Here is a 16077-nt window from a genome sequence, read left to right on the forward strand (position 1 = left end):
TACCTCTCAGTTCGTCAGGATGCCGGCGGTGTCGATGCCGAGGCTCCGGAGTCGGCCCAGGTACTGATCGACGTTGCGCAACTTGACATCCTCGTAGCCACGCACCAGGTCGGCGGCCTCGGCGACCGCGAGCGCGGTGGCGTGGGTGTCGGCGGTGAGGTCCGCGATCAGCCGACGCACCGTCGCCTCGAAGTGCTCCACCAGGCGACGTTCGATGCGCCGCACCTTGGTGTACCCGAAGGGGTCGAAGCGGGTCCCCCGCAGCCGCTTCCCCTTCGCCAGCAGACGCAGCGCGCCGTGCGAGCGGGGACCGAGCCCGATCTTCTCCGACCGCCCCAGCGCCTTCAGGGTCGGCGGGTGCAGCTTGTAGGTGAGGTTGCCCGCGCCGGGTACCTCGGCCCGCAGTGCGTCGAGGAAGGCGGGATCGACCAGCATCCGGGCCACCTCGTACTCGTCCTTGTAGGCGAGCAGCTTGTGGTGGGCGTGGGCGACCGCCGTCGTGAGCTCATCTCCGTCGCCCAGGGCCTGCTCGGCCACCCACGTCGCCTGCACGAGGTCGAGGTACCGTGCCGCGAGCTCGTTCCCCTGGTACGAGATCAGCTGCGACGCGCGGCGTTCCACCATCTCGCGGCAGTCACCTCCGACGGTGAGGCCGGCGAGCAGGTCAGACGGCACCGGAAGGTCGTCACTCCGATGGCTCCGTGTCCCCGCGGTCGTGGCGGCGCGGAAGACATCCGGCTGATCCACCGCGACCCGGCCCCAGGTGAAGGCCGCCTGATTCACCGAGACCGCCACGCCGTTCAGCTCGATCGCGGCATGGATCGCGTCGGCGTCGATGGGTAGGGCGCCCGCCTGATACGCGGCCCCGACCAGGAGGAAGTTCGCGGCCGCGGTCGTGCCGAACAACATCTCGGCCGCCGACATTGCGTCGAAGCTGACGAACTGCTTGCTCCGTGCCTCGAGTCGTCCGGTCAGATCGGCGTCGTCGGGGTAGGCGACCGAGGCGTCGTAGACCATGTCGCCGGTCGGCGTTTTGCTGGTGGAGGCGACGGTGACCGTGCGGTCGCTGCTGCCGTAGCCTGCGTTGCGGCTGTCCGCAGCGGTGAGCATGTCGAACGCGAGGATGCAATCGGCGGTGGCCGGGGTGATGCGGTTGGACCGTTCGGCCGGGTCACGACTGAGCCGCAGATGCGAGGTCACCGGCCCCGCCTTTTGGCTCAGGCCCGTCTGGTCGAGCCCTTCGACGTGCAGGCCGGCCCGTAGGGCAGCGACCCCCAGCACCTGGTTGACCGTGACGATGCCCGTTCCGCCGACACCCGCGAGGAAGACGTTGTGGGTGCCCGACAGCTCGACCGTCGCCGGTGTACCGACGGCCGGCGGCGTCGGGGTCTCGCGCCGGCTGCGCTCCGGATTCTCCGGGAGTTCGACGGTGACGAAGGACGGGCACTCGCCGTCGAGGCAGGTGTAGTCGGTGTTGCAGCTCGTCTGGTCGATGCGCGTCTTCCGGCCGAACTCGGTCTCGACGGGTTGCACCGACAGACAGTTCGACTTGACGCCACAGTCGCCGCAGCCCTCGCAGACCGCCTCGTTGATGACGACCCGGGTGCGCCGGGTGGGCAGGGTGCCCCGCTTGCGCTTTCGTCGAGCCTCGGCGGCACATTGCTGGTCGTAGATGAGGACGGTGACCCCGGGGGTGTCCCGCAGGAGGCGTTGGGCCTCGTCGAGCCGACTCCGGTCCCAGACCGAGACACCGGCCGCGAAGTCCGCGCCGCGGTGCCGCTCGGGTTCCTCCGCGCAGACGATGATCGTGCCGACGCCCTCGGCGGCGAGCTTGTGGGTCAACTGCGGCACCGTCAGCGCGGCCTCCGCGTCCTGGGCCCCGGTCATCGCGACCGCCGAGTTGTAGAGGATCTTGTAGGTGATGTTGACACCCGCTGCGACGCATGCCTGCACAGCGAGCTGACCCGAGTGGAAATACGTTCCGTCGCCGACATTCTGGAAGATGTGATCGACATCGGTGAAGGGCGCCTGGCCGATCCACTGGGCACCCTCCCCACCCATCTGGGTGAGTCCGGTGACCTGGGAGTCGGTGCGCGAGGACATCGTCACCAGTGTGTGGCAGCCGATGCCGCCACCGGCGAGCGAACCGTCGGGTACCGCGGTGGACCGATTGTGCGGGCAACCGGAGCAGAAGTACGCGGTGCGCTTGGTCGGCAGCACCGTCAGCTGCAACTGCGGTGGCGGCGGCGCCGGTAGATCGATGTGTCCGCGCAACACCTTTCGCAGCGGCGCCGTCAACCGCGCCGCGGTGAGCTCACCATCGGCCGGCACGAGTGGGCGCCGGTCCGCGTCCAGCTTGCCGACGATCGTCGGTGCATTCGCGGTGCTGTAGAGCGCGTCGACGACCTGTGACTCGACGAAGCCGGTCTTGTCCTCCACCACCAGCACCGTCTCGACGCCGCGCGCGAGGCTGCGCACGCGACCTTCGTCGAGCGGATAGGGCATTCCGACCCGCAGGATGCGGATCCCGCTGCGCTCCAGGTCGGCATCGGAGATCTCGAGATCCCGAAGTGATTGGCGCAGTGAGTCATACGCCGTGCCGACGGCGACGATACCGAGCCAGGCCCGTGCGGGGTCGACCTCGATCTCGTCGATGGGGTTGGCAGAACCGAAGGCGCGTACCATCGCCCACCGCGGTCCGTACAGGTCGGCTTCGGCCAGCACGCTGTCCGGCGGCGCGGCGAGCACCCGCTGGCGGTAGGTCCACGGTCGTCCCTCCCACTCGATACTCGGCGTGACGATCTCGAAGTCGCCGAAGTCGCGGTCGAGCGTCCACAACCCGTCGGCGACGTCGGCGACGAGTTTCAGAGCCGGCCAACAACCCGACAGGCGCGACAGTGCGATGCCGTACATGCCGAAGGCCACGATCTCTTCGGCGTTGCGCGGGAACAGGATCGGCATGGACAGCGCGGCCAGGGAGCGCTCGCTGGCGGCGGGCACCGAGGAGGACTTCGCGGCGGGGTCGTCGCCGACGAGCGCGAGCGCACCACCCGCGGGATGCGCCCCGTACATCGCGGCGTGCCGCAGTGCGTCGCTGGCCCGGTCGAGTCCCGGGCCCTTGCCGTACCACATGCCGATCACACCGTCGTGGGTACGAGCGCCCTTGGGGAGTTCGAGCTGACTGCCCCACACCGCGGTCGCGGCCAGCTCCTCGTTCATCCCCGGGACGAGCCGCACATCGTGATCGCCCGCGAGCTCCGGGATTCCCGCCAGCAGGGTGTCGAGTCCGGCCAGCGGGCTCCCCTGGTACCCGGAGACGAAGGTGGCGACACGTCGGCCACTCCGAACCTCCCGGGTGTGCTGTTCGACCATCATGCGGGCGATCGCCTGGACACCGGTCATCAGAACCGGCCCCGACGACGGCCGATACCGGTCGGCGAGGTCGCCTGCGGTCGAAGTGCGCTCTGTTCGCTGCACGTGAGTCATGGTTCGCCTCCTGGTCCACCGGGCTGGGTGGACGAGTATGGACACTTGGACCACTGATTTTTCGTACAGATAAGCCGTTGATCAATAGAACGCCAGATTTAGGCACCATTGGCACAACTGTGATCTGGAGCACTCACAAGGGTTGGGCCGATGGGTCAGCATCGGCCGCTTTCGTCAGGTTGCTCGTTCGTAGTTGTACACCCCTGAACAGCGACGGGCCGCCTTGCGGACCTGCTCGCCCACCTCGGCGTGCACCGACTCCGGCAGGCGTGCCGACGGCGCCGAGACGCTGATCGCGGCGAACGGGTCACCGCCCCGGTCGAGGACGGCCGCGCCGATCGCCGAGATCCCCTCGTGGCGGGTGCCCTCGGTCACCGCGTATCCCGACGTACGAGCCGTGGCCACCCGCTGCTCGATCGACGCGAGGTCAGTCGGCGTCGCCGCGGTGAGCTGCTCGAGCGGCTGACCCGCGTCCAACGACTCCCGGATCGCCGAGGCGCGCATGTCGGCCAGCATCGCGATACCGGATGCCGTGGCGTGCAGTGGAAATCGGTCACCGATACGCGTGTGGGTACGCACCGGCGCGGTCGTCTCCAGCAGCTCCACGACAACGAGGTGGCGCCCGTCCAGGATCGACAGGTGGACGGTCTCGCCGAACGCGTCGAAGAGTTCGCCCATCGCCGTCCGGGTCAGCTCACGAACACTGGTCGCCCCGGCGTGCCGGCTGCCGAGCGCGAAGGCCTTGGTGGTGATGACCCATTTCGTCGAGTCGTTGTGGGAGGGCTCTATCCAGCCCTCGTCGGCCAGGGCGCGCAGTGCCCGCTGAGTGGTGGATTTGCTCATGACCAGGGACGACGCGACGGCTGATACGCCGATCGGCTGCCACTGCGCCACCGCCTCGAACACGCGAAATGCATGCGAAACCGCACTCACAGTTGACCTCCATTGTGATTGGTGCCATAGTTCCGTATCGGAATACGAACTACCGTACCGTATAACGGCACAGGAGGCAAGCATGAACGCTCCAGAAGGAGCCCTATCCGGGGTCCGGGTCCTCGACGTCACACAGGTCATGGCGGGCGCCTACTGCTCGCTCCTCCTCGCCGACATGGGCGCGGACGTCATCAAGATCGAGCGCCCCGTGACCGGCGACGACACCCGCCGGATGTCGGCGTCCACCGACGTCGAGGCATCCCCGGCGTTCGTGGCGATGAACCGGAACAAGCGCGGACTCGCCCTCGACCTCAAGTCGGCGGAGGGCGCCGACGTGCTGCGGCGACTGGTCGCCGACGCCGACATCCTGGTGGAGAACTTCCGGCCGGGCGCGATGGACCGGCTCGGACTCGGCTACGACGACCTCAAGAAGATCAACCCCGCGCTGGTGTACTGCTCCATCTCCGGCTTCGGCGCGACCGGCCCGTACCGCGACCTCGGTGGCTTCGACCTGGTGGCCCAGGCGATGTCCGGGCTGTTGAGCGTCACCGGCACCGCCGCCGGGGACCCGGTCAAGGTCGGCGTACCGATCTGCGACCTCAACGCCGGCCTCTTCGGCGCCTTCGGTGTACTCAACGCCTACATCCACCGGTTGACCACCGGGCAGGGACAGCACGTCGACACCTCGCTTCTCGAGGCCGGTGTCGCGGCCACGGTCTGGGAGTCCAACGAGTACTTCACCTCCGGCCGGGCACCGCAGCCGACCGGTTCGTCGCATCGCCTGTGCGCCCCCTACCAGGCGCTGCCCACCGCGGACGGCCACATCGCGGTCGGCGCCGCGAACCAGCGGGTCTGGGAGAAGCTGTGCACCGCCATCGGCCGCACCGACCTGCTCGACGTCGACCGGTACTCGAGCAACGCGAAGCGGATGCTCAATCAGCACGACCTCGCCGAGGAACTGGGCAGGCACCTGAGCACCCGGACCACGGCCGAGTGGGTCGAATTGATGCGATCCGAGGGCGTCCCCTGCGGCCCCATCTACGACATGGCCCAGGTGCATTCCGACCCCCACATGGCCGAGCGCGGGATCACCGTGCGCACCGAACACCCGGTCCTCGGCGAGGTCGCGCACCTCACCGTTCCCGTGCGGATGTCCGAAACACCCACCCGCGTCGCCCGCACCGCCCCCCTTCTCGGACAGCATAGCCGGGAAGTGCTGGCGGACAACGGATTCGACGACACCGAAATCGAAACCCTTTTCACCGCCGGCATCGTCGGCGAAACCGTGACCACCGATGACCACACCGACTCAGTGAGGGCTGCACTATGACACACCTCGTACTCGACGACATCCAGAAGACCTACGGGTCCGTCACCGTCGTCAACGGGATCAACCTGTCGATCGACCAGGGGGAGTCCATCGTCCTCCTCGGTCCCTCGGGATGCGGGAAGACCACCTGCCTACGTATGGTCGCCGGTTTCGAGCGTCCCGACCACGGTGAGATCCGGCTCGGCGACCGGGTTCTCGCCGGCTCGTCGACCTTCGTGTCCACCGAGAAGCGGAAGATGTCCGTGGTCTTCCAGAGCTATGCCCTCTGGCCGCATATGAGCGTCTTCGACAACGTCGCCTACGGACCGCGGACCGCGCGGGCCAAACGTCCCGACGTGCAACGACGCGTCGGCGAGGCGCTCGAGATGGTGCAGCTTCCCCATATCGCCGACCGGTTCATCCATCAGCTCTCCGGCGGCCAGCAGCAACGCGTCGCGTTGGCACGAGCACTCGTCAACGAGCCCAGCGTGCTGCTGCTCGACGAGCCGCTGTCGAACCTGGACACGCGCCTGCGCGAGGAGATGCGGACCGAGATCAAGAAGATCCAGCGGTCCCTCGGGGTCACGATGATCTACGTCACCCACGATCAGGCCGAGGCGCTGTCGCTGGCCGACCGGGTCGTGGTGATGAACGCCGGGAAGATCGAGCAGATCGACACCCCCGAGAACGTGTACCGGCGTCCCGTCTCGAGTTATGTGGCCAAGGCCCTCGGTGGCACCAACATCCTCGACGCCGAGGTGCTCGATGCCCGCGGAAGTCTGGCGACCCTGCGGCTGTTCGGTGACGTCATCACGACCGGTCAGGCACCCTCCCCCGACGCCGTCACCGCAGGAACCGCGGTCCGGGTGTCGATCCGGCCCGCGCAACTCAACGTCTGCGCCGAGGGAACCGAACCGTTCAACGCCGTCGTCGTCGAAGCCGCGTTCTTCGGTGATCACATCGCCTACGTCGTCGCGCCCGACACCGGCGGCGACGCGATCAAGGTCATCGGGACACCGGACGCGCGACTGTCGGCGGGGCAACGCTGCCGCCTGTCGGTGCACGACGGCGACACCGCCATCCTCACCGACGCACCGACGAGCAGGGCCGGCTCCGACCGGCTCCTCAAGACGGCCTGACGAGCGAACAGGGTCAGCAGATGTCGCACTCATCAGAGGATCTACCCACCGTCCCGGAAGCCCGGGCCCGCCTGGTGGGCAGAGCCGTCACCCTCCTGGTCACCGTCGCGATGTTCGCGATGCTCGCCGGATGCGCCAAGTCGGTCACCCCGAGCGCGGGTACCGAACCGATCCCCGGGATCAGCCCGGACCTGATCGCCGCCGCACAGCGCGAAGGCCAGGTGGTCCTGGCCGGGGGCGGACACACCCGGACGCAACTCGAACAGCTCAAGGTCAACTTCGAGGAACGCTTCGGGGTCGAATTGTCCTACGTGCGAGCCGATTCCGGTAGCACCGTCAACGCCGTCAACTCCGAACTCGCGAGCGGCCGGGTGAACTCCGACGTCGTGAGTCTCGCCGACCCGATCTCGATGAAGAAGTGGGACGACGAGGGGATCCTGAAGCCGGTCGCCATCAGCAATCAGGACCAGATCATCGACGGACTCGACGCCCCGGACTCGGCGGCCGTCCCGTTCGCCGTCGTCCCCATGGGCATCATGTACAACGAGGCGGCCATACCCGGCGCCGACGTACCGGTCACTTGGGAACAGTTCGTCCAACCCTCCGACCGTCTGACGATCAGCGCCGACCCGCGCGCATCCGGATCAGCACTCGCCTTCTACACCGCTATGGTCGCCGATCACGGGCAGCAGTGGCTCAGATCGTTCGGCGCCACGCACCCCCTCGTCACCGACAGCACCCTCGGGCTCAACCAGCTCGTACTCACCGGCGAAGCCGACTACGGCATACCGGCATTGGAGTCCGGGGTGCTGACCTCCGCCAAGGAGGGCGAGCCGTTGCGGATCGCGTACCCGGACGGTCCGATCCCCGCGACGACGCTGATCATGTCCGCACTGGCCGCCGCCCCGCATCCCGCCGCCGCCGAACTGCTCATGCGGTACAGCCTCAGCGACGAGTTCCAGGGAATCCTCGGCGACGGCGGCACGCGCGGCGTCCTCCGGGATCTGCCGCCACCCCCGAACGCACCCCAGATCGACCCCGCGCGACTGCGTCCGGTGACCGTCGACGAACTCGCCGACGCCGCGCAACCCGTCCGCGCCGAATTCCGTCAGGAGGTGGCTGAGTAATGGCCACGACACTTCAACCGGCACCGCCGGATCGTCCCGCCGCCGCTAAGCGCCGCCCCTTCCGGGACGTCACCGGACCGGCCACCGTGTCGCGCTGGGTCTGGGCGGCCCTGATGATCGCCCTGGTCGGCTACCCGGTCGTCCGCATCATCTGGGAGAGCCTGCGGACCGACGGCGGACTCGGACTGTCGAACTACTCGATCCTGTTCGAGGACAGTCTCATCGGCGAGGCGATCTTCAACTCACTGTGGGTTGCGATCGGCTCGTCCGTGGGTTCCCTGCTGATCGCCCTGCCGATGGCCTGGCTGCTCGTCCGCACCGACGTACCAGGGCGGCGGATCTTCCGTAGCGTCGCCGTCCTCACCTTCGCCGCACCGAGCTTCATCGCCGCTCTCGGCTGGGTTCTGCTCCTCGGACCGCGCAATGGTGTGCTGAACAACGCCATCGCCGGCCTGTTCGGCCTCGAGTCCAACCCCTTCGACATCTTCGGGCCGTGGGGCATCATCTTCGTGCTCTCACTGTTCCTGTACCCGCTGATCCTGATGCCGGTCTCCGCGGCGCTCGAGGGAATCGATCCCGCGCTCGAGCATGCGGCGTCCAGCCTGGGCGGTGGACGCGCGAGGGTGCTCCGGACCATCACCTTCCCGATCGTGATGCCCTCGGTGGTCGCCGGCACGATCCTCGTGTTCGTCACCTCGGTGGTCGTCTTCGGACCTGTTGCGGTACTGGGCAGTCCGGCCGGATTCGACACCATCCCGACCGTGCTGTTGCAGTTGCTCAAGTTCCCCCCGCGCATCGAGCTCGCAGCGGTCATCGCCGTCCCGATCGTCGTCATGATCGCCGGTCTGCTGTTGATCCAGCGCCGGATCGTCGGGTCCAAGAAGTTCGTCGTCATCGGCGGGAAGCCGGGCCGGCAGGCGCCGATGCGACTGGGGCTGTGGAAGCTTCCCGCGTTCGCCTTCGCCATGCTCGTGGCGACGCTGAGCCTGATCCTGCCTTTCGGGATGCTGCTCGTGATGAGCTTCCGCAAGGCGGTGGGCATACCGATCGGCGGCGACAACTGGACCTGGACCGGGAACTACGAGAAGATCTTCTCCTCGCCGGGCATCGTCTCCGCCTTCTTCAACAGCATCTTCCTCGCGTTGACGGCGACCGTTGCGGCCATGGTCGTCGCGGTCCTGGCCGCCTGGCTCCGGCACCGCACCACCAACAAGAGCAACGGGATCATCCCGGGCGTCATGGCCTCGCCGCTGGCCTTCCCCGGTGCGATCTTCGCCATCGGCATCATCATCGCGTACGCCGGTGTCCCATTCGGGCTCGCCGGCACCCTGATGATCCTCGGGATCGCCTACACCGCACACGCACTCCCGATGACGTTCTCATATGTCGATGCGGGAATGGGACAGATCGGCGCCGAGATGGAGGAGGCGTCGCGGAGTCTGGGCGCCGGGTGGTTCAAGACGGTCGGCCGGGTGACGATTCCGCTCCTCAAGCCGTCGCTGCTGGCCGCCGGACTGCTCAACTTCGTCATCCTGCTCCGTGAGCTGGAGATGTCGATCTTCTTGTACACGGGCTCCAACCCCACGATCGCCACCACTCTGTACGGCCTCGCCAACGACTCTCTCTACCAACAGGTCGGCGCCCTGTCCGTCGTCGTGCTCGCCATCAACCTCGTCGTCGCGCTCCTCGCCCTGCGGATGATGCGGCAACGCGACTGACCGACCCCACCGCCGTTGAGAAACCGATCCCCTCACCCAGATCCGACAACACAGGAGTACACGTGAGCATCAACACCGAACCGTCCGTCGTCAACACCGTCGCGGCACCGGTCGCGACCCTGGCCAAGGACGGACCGCACGTCGCCGTCATCACGATGAACAATCCACCGGCGAATGTGCTGACTGTCGACCTCCGCCGGGCCCTCCACGAGATCTTCGACGAACTCGAGCGGGATCTCGACGTCCGTGCCGTGGTCATCGCGAGTGACCAACCGCAGTACACCGCGGGCGGCGACCTCAAGGAGGACCAGTCGCTCACCAACGACGATGTGCGGCACTACATCGAGGAGTTCTTCTCCGTCCTCGAGCGCATCGAACGGTTCCGGACACCGGTGATCGCCGCCATCAACGGGGGTTCGATCGGTGGCGGGCTCGAGTTCGTCCTCGCCTGCGACGTGCGGATCGCCTCCACCGAGGCGTTCTTCGTCGCCGCCGGGGTTAACGTGGGCCTCATCGTCTCCTTCTGGCGCCTGCCCCGGGTCGTCGGACTCGGTGCGGCGAAGGAGATCCTGCTGACGGGGTCCCGGTACACAGCGGCACAGGCACTCAACTGGGGCCTGGTGACCGAGGTCCACGAACCCGATGCGCTGCTGGGCGCCGCGCTGGCGAAGGCGCATCGGATCGCGAGTCGCGCACCGTTGTCGGTGGAGCTGACGAAGAAGTCGGCCTCCGAAGCCCTCGACCTCACCGCACAGCAGGGCGACGAGTTGCAGATCGAGCGGTTCCTGCAGATGTTCCGGACCCGCGACCACCAGGAAGCCCTCGATGCGTTCTTCGGTCGACGTGAAGGGAACTACGAGCGCCGATGAATCCCGCGTCCATCCCCACCCCGCAGAGCGGGCTCCTCGACGGAGTCCTCGTCGTGGACCTGACCCGCGCCTTGGCGGGCCCCCACGCGACGATGATGCTGGCCGACCTCGGGGCACGAGTCGTCAAGGTCGAACCGCCGAACGGTGACGAAAGCCGGAGCTGGGGACCACCGTTCGTCGGTGACGAGCAGATCTCCACCTACTTCCTCTCCTGCAATCGCAACAAGGAGTCGGTCACCGCCGACCTCAAGACGGACGAGGGCACCGACTTCCTCGCGGACCTCATCGCCGTCGCCGATGTGTTGGTCGAGAACTTCCGGCCGGGGGTCCTGGCCCGCCTGGGCTTCGACGACGAGCGCCTGCGCGCCCTGAACCCCCGCCTGGTGGTGTGCTCGCTAAGCGGATTCGGACACGACGGTCCGGAAGCACAGCGGCCCGGTTACGACCAGATCGTCCAGGGCGAGGCCGGACTCATGAGCATCACCGGCCCGGACGAGGCACACCCCACGAAGGTGGGCGTGCCGATCGCCGACCTCCTCACCGGGATGAACGGGGCCTTCGCCATCGTCGCGGCCCTGTTCGACGTCCGGCGCAACCCTCGAGGACCCGGCCGGACCGTTCGGACGAGTCTGCTGGCAGGCGTGGTCGGCATCCACGCCTACCAAGGGACCCGCTACACGGTCGGCGGTGAAACCCCGGTCGCGCAGGGAAATCGGCACCCATCGATCGCACCGTACGGCATGTTCCACGCCGCCGACGGAGCTGTGCAGATCTCCGTGGGCAACGAAGCCACGTGGCGGAGGTTCGCGAATGCGCTCGGACTCGATGCCGAGGTGGAGCGGTTCCGGACCAATCGCGATCGGGTCGGGCATCGTGCCGAGCTGGAGGCGGAGATCAATTCCGTTCTCGGCGAGTCGAATACCGAACACTGGCTCCGCGCTCTGACCGCCGCCGGCGTACCGGCCGGACGGGTCCGCGATCTCGAGCAGGTCTACTCATGGGACCAGACACGCTCGCAGGGTCTCGTCGTCGAGGTCGACCACCCGGACCTCGGCACGGTCGAGTTGCCCGGCCCGCCCATTCGAGTCGATGATCGCGAGTACGCCGGAACCCGGGAGACACACCGTCCTCCTCCGCGTCTCGGCGAACACGACGAATCGGTCCGGGCGTGGCTACGAGAGCAGGCACGCCCCACCGCTGCCGCGATGTGATGCGGCACCCCGGCACCCCGCACGCCCGACGCTCACCCGGGCGTGCGGGGTGCCGTCGGTGTGGCAAGTGCGCTAGATGAACGACTGAGGTCGCAGGGTGCGCAGGTCGGGTCTTGAACCAGGGTGTCTAAGTCCCATGAGTCAGCTGAGTGTGTGGGCACGAGTGGTCTGTACATGACAGCTACAGCACGATCAGCCCAGCACACCGCGAACAGCGTCCCACTGGGACTCACCCGCCTATGCATACCGCTGGGTGACGAGGACTGAGGAGCGCCCTGTGAACTTCGAAGAGGTCCAGCGGGACACCATTCTGGACAAGCCGACTCGCGTAGCTGTGTCATAGATCGTGGGGTCTTACATTGCCAACACGCTTGCGGTTGACACCTGTACCAGTGGTGCCCTTCGCGGCCGCTGTCGGCCCGCCGGCGAATGAAGTCCCGTTCGGGGGCGCACCCCGCGGTGGTGCGTAAGACAACAGGGTAAAAAGAGGTCGTGAACCGCCCCGATAGTCAACCTTCGGGGGCTCACCAAGTCCGTACCGACCTAGCCGTTCGCGCAGGTGAGCTGTGAGCTTGTCCCGATGGGAACGACCCTTATTCGACCCGTCTTTGGCGCCTTAGAGTAGTCCCACGACCTCACCAAACGGATTCGAAACCCGCCTAGTGTCGGTTCGAGTCTGACCAGGGCCACATAAACTAGATGCTAACCGGTGGTTCTCGGTTGTAGTTCTGCCATACACCCCTGGACGCATGGCAATTGCATGACATCGCATCTTCCCGCTCGGCATTTCTCCTGCTCCCCCGGCGTCCACTTTCACGGATTCGGCGCGTACTCGACCCGAAAGATGGGCTGGCGGTCTGGATGCTGGTGGTGATCAGGCCGTGCGGGGTGCCGATCGTCGACGTGCGGGGTGGGTTCATCCCACCGCGGCGAACTGGCGGGCAGCGTTGAGTACCTGGGGGCCGACGTCGGCGAGCTCGCCGTCGCGCAACAGCAACGCCGGCGCCCGGTCGTCGAGGACCGGGTTGAGGCCCTGGAACCACGCTTGTGCGACGGCGGGGGTGTCGCGTTCGGTGATCAGGCGGGCGGCGCGGTAGGCGATCCGGAGCCGTTCGACGTCGTCGGGGTTGGCGATGGTGCGGGTGCCCTCCGCCCACTGCCGCACCGCCCGGGTCTCGCTCACCCGCCCCAGGTAGGCCACGAGTTTCGCGCCGAGCAGATCACGCAACGCGGCCACGAGTTCGGGCTGCGACATTCGTGCCGCTTCGGCGTAGGCGGCCAGATCGGGCCGGGGATGCGCTGCTCTCATCGCGATCACCTCTCGATCACCCCTTGACCACAGCATAGATCCCTGGCTCGATGACGCCTAGACACCAAAACGGGGCGACGGCACCAACCTTCACAGTTATGACCGAGAAGCGTCCGTGTGGGTGGTCGACCGGTCGCAGCAGCGCGCACACTATGACGGCCAGAATAGGATCCGCTTCAACGGCATCCGCCCAACCCATGCCAAGACGGCCCTCACCCGAGGTCATTCGACGACGAAGACTTCGACACCGCACTCACCGCATCATCCCTCAAGCGGTGGGGCGAGGTCGACGACCTCTCCAGACTCGGCATCTTTCTCGCATCCGATGACCCGAGCTACATCTACGGCGACCTGACCGGGATCGACGACGGCGAAACGCTCTGCCGCTATTCCGCGTATCACCAGCTGGCCGGGTGGCGATGCCCCAAATATCCGCCATCCAGCCAGCTCTCACGCTTTCTACACGCAGTTCCATAGTGAGTTGGCCATCGGTGTTTCTCTTCGCGTCGTGATCCCGAAGCCGTCGGGTTCCGAAACAGGCTTCTGGGAGAGATTACCAGCGATAATTCCATACTATCTATTGTCGGCACCTCGATGAGGCTGGGGGAGAACGGTTCTCGGCGCTGTCTGACGTAAGGCTTGCTGGTCGCGATCTAAGGATTCGACTGTCGGACCTTCATGAGGTCGGGGATCGATCAGTCGGAGTAGCGGGGTACGACGGCGAACACCTCGATGTCGCGCGGTACCCCCTTGGCGCGGAATCGCCGGCGACGAGTGGCGTACCGATCGGCGCCGGCGGCCTCGACCGTCGCTCCGCTGACCAACAGCTCACCGGCTCCCGCGGCTGCCGCGACCCGAGCGGCGACGTTCACATCGACACCGAGGAAATCGTCACCGACCGCCCGCGGTTCACCGGTGTGGAGACCGGCTCGCAGCTGTGGCCGGTAGTCCCCGATCGTCAGGGCACTCACGGCGACGATCACCGCGTGACCGGCCTCGATCGCCTCGACACCGTCGATGAACACGGCCATCGTCCCGTCGCCGAGATGTTTGACGATGCGTCCGCCGCGGCTGCGCACGATGTTCTCGGTGACGTCGTTGACGTCGCGCAGGAGTTGGAGGACCTGGTCGTCTCCGGCATGCAGGGCCCACGTCGAGAATCCGACGAGATCGGTGAACAAGATGGTGGCGGGGACTGGGGTGCGATCGGATCGACGACGTCGTGTGGTCACCAACGCCTGCCACACCTGGATCGATGCGAGGCCGAGCTCTCGTATGGCACTGGGTTTCTCGGGCCGGGACTCGCTGATGAGGCGTGCCACGCGGTCGGATGCACGCGGCCCGGTGATCGGGTTCTCGTTGTGCGGGATCAGATCTCGTGCGGCGCGAGCCGCCTTGACGACCCCGGCGCTGGAGTCGGTGCGGGCCAGCAGGTCGGCCATCCGGCGCCCGGGTCCGGGACGGTCGGGATCGTCGCGTCGGACGGGAAGCCGGTCGCCCCGACGACGGGTCGACCCACCGGTCCTATCGTTCGCTGCGGAGGGTTCGTCCGGGCCGTCCGCGGCGGATGTCGCATCGTCGTCGGTCGGGCCGGGAACATCCGGGAGACCGTCGCGGTCGCGGTCACGTGTCGAGTCGTCGGCTCCGGTCACGCGTCGAGTTTAGTGGCCCCGCTCATCGCGAGACCGACACCGCGGCGTCCTCGGTGACACCGTTCCGCAAACGCTGATGTACGGCCTTTGTACCGTGCTGTCATCGGCAAGACGCTCGCCCGAACGGTGTTCGTACTTCACGCCTGGCCGAGTATGTTGTCACCCCTGTGCCTACGACAGCCATGACCAGCCCACGTCAGGGTCCAGTACCACAACAGTGACGTGACAGCGGTGGTGATCGCCGCAGTGTTCCGCGAGTCAAGCATGGTTGTACGGGAGTTGGTGTTCCGGGCACAAAGCCGCCGACCGCTGGTGGGTCGAACGCAACGGCGACGTCGTGCATGTCTCAGCGACCACCGCCGAGGACGTGCCGGTGGCCCGGATCGACGGTCAAATGGTCTATCAGCGCGCCGCGACGTTGCAACCTGCATCTTGAGCTAGAAGAAACAACGACGGCGGCCGAGAGCACTCCGCGCATTCGGCCGACGTTGACCAATGTCGGCGACAGAGTGTGCCATAACATCGCGGACGACTACCCGAGTGTGTACATCTGGGATCTCGACAGCAACGTAGACCCCATCGCAAGTTCTGCTTACAGACTCTGGACTCCGCCAGCTCACACGTTGCCGGACCTGCAGCCCGGGGAGACTATTGAGCTTGATGACATCGAATCATCACCGACCCTATGATCGAGACGTTCACGGAGGGCACCTACCAGGTCGTCGGGGTGCTACAGGACATCGAACTGCGTTCTGAACCCGGCATACTCCATGTCAGGTAGACCAAGTCGGGGCCGCGCTGCCTTGGCCCGCCGAGGTGAACGTCGCTTTTGGCACGAGCAGGACAATCCTGTTGTGGGGTGCGCAGTAGGGGTGTGACGACGCGGACGATCCGTGGGGACGAAAGCCTGAGACGCTCGTCGTCGCCGGCGAGACTTTCGTGGTGCGACCGAGACCAGACGGTGGGTACGCCTACGACTGGACCACCGGGCCGAACCCTGGCTACGGGTTTAGCGTAAGCCGGCGGTCCGTCGCCGGCGATGACAGAGAAGCAGTCGCCGCCGCTGATGCCGCCGAACGTGCTTCACCGACACCGAAAACGACCGAAGAGCATCTGCATTCGATCAGGGAGTTCTTAGAAGACGTCGACCCGGATACGGGCTACATCGAGTAAGTCCTCCGGACCTAGTCGGCGGCCGCTGCCCTCGAGACCCACGAAGAAGACGGTTCGTGTCGTTCTTCTCGATGTCGAGCCCCGTGGCCTGTCGGGGGTCGCAGGTATGATAATGACAGCTGTGTAAGACACATGGCCGTCGGCCCCAGGT

General features: G+C 66.6%; 10 protein-coding genes. 6 read left to right on the forward strand and 4 right to left on the reverse strand.

Going from position 1 to position 16077, the window contains the following annotated elements; translation table 11 throughout:
• Positions 1-6: 6 nt before the first annotated feature.
• On the reverse strand, positions 7-3486 hold the full coding sequence (locus BCM27_RS14695) for an indolepyruvate ferredoxin oxidoreductase family protein (protein ID WP_004018901.1): 3480 nt from the start codon (positions 3484-3486) through the stop codon (positions 7-9).
• A gap of 174 nt (positions 3487-3660) precedes the next feature.
• Entirely contained in the window at positions 3661-4419 is a 759-nt protein-coding gene (locus BCM27_RS14700; RefSeq protein ID WP_004018902.1) for an IclR family transcriptional regulator, read from the reverse strand.
• Between the two features lie 82 nt (positions 4420-4501).
• Here BCM27_RS14700 and BCM27_RS14705 point away from each other — a divergent pair, with 82 nt between their 5' ends.
• The 6 genes from BCM27_RS14705 (at position 4502) to BCM27_RS14730 (ending at position 11792) form a co-directional block, all read left to right on the forward strand.
• Positions 4502-5749 (forward strand): CaiB/BaiF CoA transferase family protein, encoded by a 1248-nt coding sequence (locus tag BCM27_RS14705; RefSeq protein ID WP_004018903.1) that lies wholly within the window; start codon positions 4502-4504, stop codon positions 5747-5749.
• Complete coding sequence (locus tag BCM27_RS14710; protein ID WP_004018904.1) at positions 5746-6867, forward strand: ABC transporter ATP-binding protein; 1122 nt, start codon at positions 5746-5748, stop codon at positions 6865-6867. Before BCM27_RS14705 ends, BCM27_RS14710 begins: the two co-directional genes overlap by 4 nt.
• A 20-nt stretch (positions 6868-6887) precedes the next feature.
• A complete protein-coding gene (locus tag BCM27_RS14715; RefSeq protein ID WP_004018905.1) occupies positions 6888-7994 on the forward strand; it encodes an ABC transporter substrate-binding protein in 1107 nt (368 codons plus the stop codon).
• A complete protein-coding gene (locus tag BCM27_RS14720) occupies positions 7994-9712 on the forward strand; it encodes an ABC transporter permease (protein ID WP_004018906.1) in 1719 nt (572 codons plus the stop codon). The genes BCM27_RS14715 and BCM27_RS14720 overlap by 1 nt, the downstream gene beginning before the upstream one ends.
• A gap of 62 nt (positions 9713-9774) precedes the next feature.
• Complete coding sequence (locus tag BCM27_RS14725; RefSeq protein WP_004018907.1) at positions 9775-10581, forward strand: enoyl-CoA hydratase/isomerase family protein; 807 nt, start codon at positions 9775-9777, stop codon at positions 10579-10581.
• Positions 10578-11792, forward strand: a complete 1215-nt coding sequence (locus BCM27_RS14730; protein WP_004018908.1) for a CaiB/BaiF CoA transferase family protein — start codon at positions 10578-10580, stop codon at positions 11790-11792. The genes BCM27_RS14725 and BCM27_RS14730 overlap by 4 nt, the downstream gene beginning before the upstream one ends.
• A gap of 916 nt (positions 11793-12708) precedes the next feature.
• On the opposite strand, the gene BCM27_RS14735 is transcribed toward BCM27_RS14730, so the two are convergent.
• Together BCM27_RS14735 and BCM27_RS14740 are read right to left on the reverse strand one after the other, a co-directional pair.
• Entirely contained in the window at positions 12709-13101 is a 393-nt protein-coding gene (locus BCM27_RS14735) for a hypothetical protein (protein WP_004018909.1), read from the reverse strand.
• A 695-nt stretch (positions 13102-13796) separates the two neighbouring features.
• Positions 13797-14753, reverse strand: coding sequence for an adenylate/guanylate cyclase domain-containing protein (locus BCM27_RS14740; protein ID WP_039865734.1), 957 nt, complete (start codon positions 14751-14753; stop codon positions 13797-13799).
• Positions 14754-16077: the final 1324 nt, after the last annotated feature.

The sequence above is a fragment of the Gordonia terrae genome (genome assembly GCF_001698225.1).
Lineage (GTDB): Bacteria > Actinomycetota > Actinomycetes > Mycobacteriales > Mycobacteriaceae > Gordonia > Gordonia terrae.